Below are 5,522 nucleotides of genomic sequence, written 5' to 3'. Positions count from 1 at the left end.
CTTTAAGCGTATCAAGCATTTTCGTCGCGTCGCCACTCGATATGACAAACTCGCCCACAGCTACCTCACCTTTGTCTCCATCGTGTCTGCCTTCGGGCCGCTCTTAAATGTAAACAGGACCTAGGAAGATCAGGTTGAAGCAGCTATGCACGAGGTTGAGACACATCGAAAAGTAAATCGTGCAATACGCCAGAGTCGAACCGATGCCGGTCAACGAGTCGAACTGCGCGTTGGCCAGAGCAATGCCGAAGCCTTCGTTCAGCAACGTTCCTCCGGCGATGATCCCTGCTCCTCCGAGGAAGAAGCCGATCACCATAAGGATAGGACGAACCGTCATTTCTAGGAGGAAGATGTAGCCGTGAGCGGTTTTGTGGCCGAGGCCGTCACCTTCCCCGCCGAGATGCGTGATTGCCCATAGCGGGGCCGCAATCACGCCTTCGCCGACAACGACGAGCCAGTTCACGGCTGCGCCGAGCCAGATGATGAACGGCACCGCTGGCAGGTAGGTCGACAGACCGAGGCCGAGGAGCAACGCGGCAATGATGATCATCATGATGATCGGCCCGGCACCATCCAGTGCGCCTTTGATGAAACTGATCGCACCACTGGCGTCGGCTGCCCGCGACGCCAAACCTGCGATGCTGAAGCTTTCGCTGGTCTTCTCGAGCCCCTTGGCGGTCAGGTACCCAGCAAGACCGATTTCGGCGACGCCAGTAAGGTGATCGCCCAGGTTTTTCATCTTGATGAGCGGGTTGATTTGGCCGCGCGACTCGCCACTATCGTTGATGTTGGTGATTGCTGCTGTCAACGCTTGCCCTGGCGAGCTAAACAGCTTCGCGATGATGTTACCGCCGTCGTCCTGTCGTTGCGTGCCGAGCGAAGTAGCGTGCGTCGTCGTTGCGCGGCCCTGCTGCGCTTGGTACGCATTGAAGGCCATCGTGTAGACGGTCATCATGCCGGGATCACCGCTGATCGATGCGCCGAATGTCGTTGCCTTACCGGCTACAGCATCGGACAGCTTCGTGTTGGCCGTGGCGAAGGTCTGATACCACTGACCGAGTGTCCACCACCCACCTTCTTTGATGGATGAGCTGAGCTGGCCGGCCAACTCCCCAATGTTGCCCTGTTTCGTAGCGGCCATCGAGTTGACGGTGTTTTCGTACTGCTGTGCCGCTGCCTGAATTGAGACTTCGGTGTCAGGCAGTGCGCTGTTGCCGCTCGTGCTGCGGATCGTCACCGCGTTGACGAACTGTAGCGCGGATTCACTGAGCGATTTTTCCATGCTGGAGAGGGCTTGGAGGTGGGCTCTGCGGACCTCGGCGACATCGATCGTGCTCGAGAACCAGCTCGTCGAGCTCGGCTGCGATTCGAGGTTGGGGTCGACATTGGCACCGCCGCACACGAAGCTCATGTTGGCGAGGACGAACCCGGTATCCGTCGCTTGCGTTTGCACATAGCTGTTTTCGGGAAGGAGAGCCCCCTCGCTAGACCCTGTAGTCAAGCCTGCGTTAATTCCGTGGCGGCACAACTCGATTTCGAAGATCTTATGAGCTAACTCGTTGGTGCTGGGCATGACGGGCTGCAACACCATTCCCTTCCCGTCATTAAACGCCGTGACGGCGGCGTCGACGCCCATGTTTGCCACACCGACACCCATCACCGCTGCAGCCCACAACATCAGCAATTGCGCGAGCGACCAGCCGTTCGCGGTCGGCACGAGGGCGGCCAAGCCCCAAACGAGTCGGATCGGCCCCCACAGCGTGTGCTTCTCGCGGTCGTAGACTGTGCCGTCGTGCGCTGTCTGCGACACCTTACGGAACATCACGTAGCACGCGAAGAGCGCGCCAATGACCAGCAGCGCGCCGTTCGCGACTTGGAAGATGCCGGCGAGGATCGTGTCACTGCCGCCGGCACCGCCAGTCGCAAGGGGATTGTTGACGACGTTCCCGTAGATGGTGACGAGCGCTTGGCGCGATTTGTCGCCAGAGCGCTGCGCTGCCTACGTGATCTCGCCGAGTGTCGTACCTTCGGCGAATGCCGGCATGGACATCCAGCAGCCGACGATCAGCAGCAAAAGCGCACGCGTAATCTTGATGCAGTTCATTGCTGTTCCTCCCGTTGATTGCTCTTGGCTTCCCAGAACCGAATCTCGTGATCAAAGATGTGAGCCCACCAGAACCGCCGTCGGTAGTAGTCGATATACGACCGGTCTGGATGGCGTGCGCGCCACAGAAGTTCGTCGGAGCACCAAGCGAGGACGGTCGCGATGACCAATAGGATCGACCACACAAGTGGTTGAAACAGTCGCTCGGTGACGATACCGAAGAGCGCCCAAAGGGCGAGAAAGAGGAACAACCGCTTCAGCGCCAGTTGCTTGGCGACTTCTTTTTCATCAGGGCTTGGCATTTTTTACTCCTTGTATTTACGCGTTTGCGTATGTACGTACATACGCATGTACTCAATTGCGACGATCCGATGAACCGAGCAGAGGGCGGAGGCGCGCATGGCTATAACTTGGTCCAGACCGCTTGCTCCGAGCCACGTGTGCTGGTCCCGATGTGCGCGGCGGCAATGACTTCAACGCGCTCCAGCTCCGTCAGCGCGGCGCACAAAGCACTTCGGAACTTGCGCAGGGGACTCGTGTATTGAAGCTTCTCCTTGAGCAAATCGAGGCCGTATCGCTGTACCTTGTCGGCAGAAGTAGCGACGAGGCGCTGCAACGTTTTGGCCATGTCTTGGCCTCGCTTGATTGCTAGCCGCTTTTCCCAATCGATGCGCGCGAATTCCTGGTTGCCATACATGGCGACCCATCGAGGGTCGATTACGAATGTGTATTGCTTCCTCGATGCGTCGTATCTGAATCGATCGATCATTCGTATTCCGTCACCATCGGAATCGCCGTCGCCAATGCGGTACTTGTTGACGACGTCGATGATCAATGTGGCCGTGTAGAGCGCCTCCACGGCTCGCCGAAGCCACCGATACTCGGCTCCGCCGATCTGTCGGCCCATCGCTTCGAGTATCGATGCGCTGCGCACATCGAACGGCTCGCCTAATGGGGAGGTCGACGCGATATGCATGAGCTGCATCCAGACGTCGGCCTGGCTTTCGTCGAGTTGGATGCCTCTAAACCTGATCACCACGTCGCGGCGGCTGATTAGGATGTGGTCGTTGAGAAAGCGTCGCTGGTGGGTTTTCGACAGAGGGGCGAACAGGCTGCTTCGGGCGATGTGGTTCGGCATTGCCCGCATCGTCGGTTCTAGGCCGGGCAGGAACATTTGGCGAGGCCGCGAGAGCTCGCGTGCCGCCCGCTCTTGTATTCGCGACCACATGTCAGTGCTCAGGACATTTTGAGCATGGCGCGGTTTGCGGGTCTCTTGCGAGCAGGGCGTATATTCGCGTTGCGAAATGTTCATCGCTTGGCCCCCGCGCTGTAGTCGTAACCTCGACGCTTCGCGTCTTCCTCGATCCAGCCCGAAAAATAGGAGAAGGCGTCAAGGTTGGCAGGGCAGGGCGTCATGGCTCTGCCGTTTTCGCCGGCCTCAAAGCCAGCACGCTATGCTGCGGGATCGATCAGGACGCCGACCTTCATCGCGTCCCCTCGGTCGACGACCGCGATCCGGGTTGGCGTTGCCAAGCCAATTGCTGGGCCTTTGTCGGGCGGCCGCGTGGGGTCGAGCGGCCGGAGGCGGTGGCTCTCGGCTGGCGTCAATCCACGCGAGAACCTCATGTTCGTACCAGCACAGCCGACGGCTATGCGGCATCTTAAAAGGGCGGGGGATGAGATGCAGGTACTTCGCGTTCGTCGCACAAGTACGGATGGTTGTCGGTGCTTTCCCAATCAGCTCGGAAAGCTCTTCGATGAAGATGACGCGCCGGGAGGCGTCATTCTTGAGACGAGCAAAACCATTCATTAGAGATACCTTTTAAAAGGTGCTCCTAGACGGTTCTGCTACAGGTCGGAGACTGGTAGCCGCCAGTGGTTCCGACCGATCCTTGCGCACTCACGATAGAGAATCGAACATCCAAGCCACCACCGAAGCGTTAGGCGCGCATGAATGCCGACATGAGAAGATAGTACAAAAGAAAAAGTCCCGTCAACTGACGGGACATTCTTGGGACAACCAGAAGGGATATTTACTCTAACTCGACATGAACAGTGAGTTAGAAGAGGATCGATAAGTCGTTGATCCTTCTAAGAAAATCTGGTCGGGGTGAGAGGATTCGAACCTCCGGCCTCTACGTCCCGAACGTAGCGCTCTACCAGGCTAAGCTACACCCCGAATTTGGACCTCTGCGTTGCTTTAGTCTCTTTCAAGACTGCCGCGACGTCGAGTAAGAACATAATTTTAGCAGGCTCTCTTTGAAAATGGAATCGGCAAATGAAGAAATCGCATTTGCCGCTGCCTGAGCCTCTTTGCGTGCGCATTCCAGCGTGTGATCCAGCGCGCTGGACGTCGTGATGGCGTGGAAGATCGTGTCGAAACGATCCGTGCCGCCTTGTTCGATCGCTTCGCGTGCGAGCGCCGCCTGTTCCGGCGTGCCGTGCTCCATCAGATAGATGAGCGGCAAGGTCGGCTTGCCTTCGCGCAGATCGTCGCCGGCATTCTTGCCCATCGATTCCGGCGTGCCGGTGTAATCGAGCCAGTCGTCCATGATCTGGAACGCCGTGCCGATGCGCCGGCCGAATTCCGCCGCCGCCGCTTCCGTGCGCGCATCCGACCCCGCCAGCACCGCGCCGAGTTGCGCGGCCGCTTCGAACAGCTTGGCCGTCTTGTAGCGGATCACCTGCATGTAACGCGCTTCGTCGACGTCCGGATCGTGCATGTTCAGCAACTGCAGCACTTCGCCTTCGGAAATGATGTTGGTCGCGACGGAAAGAATCTCCATCACGCGCATCTTGCCGACGCTCACCATCATCTCGAACGAGCGCGAGTAGAGAAAATCGCCGACCAGCACGCTCGCCGCGTTGCCGAACAGCGCGTTGGCGGTCTTGCGGCCGCGACGCAGATCGGATTCGTCCACGACATCGTCGTGCAGCAAGGTTGCCGTGTGGATGAATTCCACCACCGCCGCGAGTTCGTGGCGATGGCCGGTCGTCTCGCCCAAAGCGCCCGAAACCAGCAGCAGCAGCGCCGGACGCAGCCGCTTGCCGCCCGCGCCGATGATGTACTCGGAAATCTGGTTGATGAGCATCACTTCTGATGCCAGGCGCTGCCGAATGATGCGATTGACCTGCTGCATGTCCTCTGCAATCGGGGCGAGCAGCGCGGCGGCGTTGGGAGATGAAGTGGCAGTGGACGACATGATCGGTAATTAGGGTAATGCGGTGGATTATAAGTCGAATCCGACCTGCACCGGCAGTCGGCGCGTCGGAACGCGCGCGCCGTCGTGGTTTGCTAGGCTCTGTTCACATTTGAAGAAATGTGTTTACATCTCATCTTTTGCGTAAGCGATCAAGATGAGTCGAATGTTGCTGACCGATGAGATATGGGGACGACTGGAGTCCATTGTTCCGGGTA

General features: G+C 58.5%; 3 protein-coding genes, 1 tRNA gene and 2 pseudogenes. 1 reads left to right on the top strand and 5 read right to left on the bottom strand.

What is annotated here, in order from left to right; all coding sequences use genetic code 11:
- A pseudogene (locus BVER_RS33010) lies at nt 1–124 on the top strand (IS5/IS1182 family transposase); the annotation flags it as partial.
- Here the strand turns inward: BVER_RS33010 and BVER_RS27195 are convergent.
- The 5 genes and pseudogenes from BVER_RS27195 to BVER_RS27175 form a co-directional block, all read right to left on the bottom strand.
- Nucleotides 104–1,963: pseudogene (locus BVER_RS27195) on the bottom strand (DotA/TraY family protein); the annotation flags it as partial. The pseudogenes BVER_RS33010 and BVER_RS27195 overlap by 21 nt on opposite strands.
- A gap of 137 nt (nt 1,964–2,100) precedes the next feature.
- The gene (locus tag BVER_RS27190; RefSeq protein WP_050455908.1) at nt 2,101–2,406 is read right to left on the bottom strand and encodes a hypothetical protein; all 306 of its coding nucleotides are present in this window, start codon (nt 2,404–2,406) and stop codon (nt 2,101–2,103) included.
- A gap of 101 nt (nt 2,407–2,507) precedes the next feature.
- Entirely contained in the window at nt 2,508–3,416 is a 909-nt protein-coding gene (gene trfA, locus BVER_RS27185; protein WP_083452392.1) for a plasmid replication initiator TrfA, read from the bottom strand.
- Nucleotides 3,417–4,206: 790 nt separating this feature from the next.
- A tRNA-Pro gene (locus BVER_RS27180) sits at nt 4,207–4,283 on the bottom strand.
- 31 nt (nt 4,284–4,314) lie between these two features.
- Nucleotides 4,315–5,307, bottom strand: a complete 993-nt coding sequence (locus BVER_RS27175) for a polyprenyl synthetase family protein (RefSeq protein ID WP_050455906.1) — start codon at nt 5,305–5,307, stop codon at nt 4,315–4,317.
- Between the last annotated feature and the right edge of the window lie 215 nt (nt 5,308–5,522).

The organism is Candidatus Burkholderia verschuerenii, assembly GCF_001189365.1.
Lineage (GTDB): Bacteria > Pseudomonadota > Gammaproteobacteria > Burkholderiales > Burkholderiaceae > Caballeronia > Caballeronia verschuerenii.
This window is presented reverse-complemented; position numbering and strand designations above follow the sequence as displayed.

Coding starts and splice junctions, on each gene's coding strand:
- trfA (WP_083452392.1), bottom strand. CDS start 3,416: ATGAACATTTCGCAACGCGAATATACGCCCTGCTCGCAAGAGACCCGC.
- BVER_RS27190 (WP_050455908.1), bottom strand. CDS start 2,406: ATGCCAAGCCCTGATGAAAAAGAAGTCGCCAAGCAACTGGCGCTGAAG.
- BVER_RS27175 (WP_050455906.1), bottom strand. CDS start 5,307: ATGTCGTCCACTGCCACTTCATCTCCCAACGCCGCCGCGCTGCTCGCC.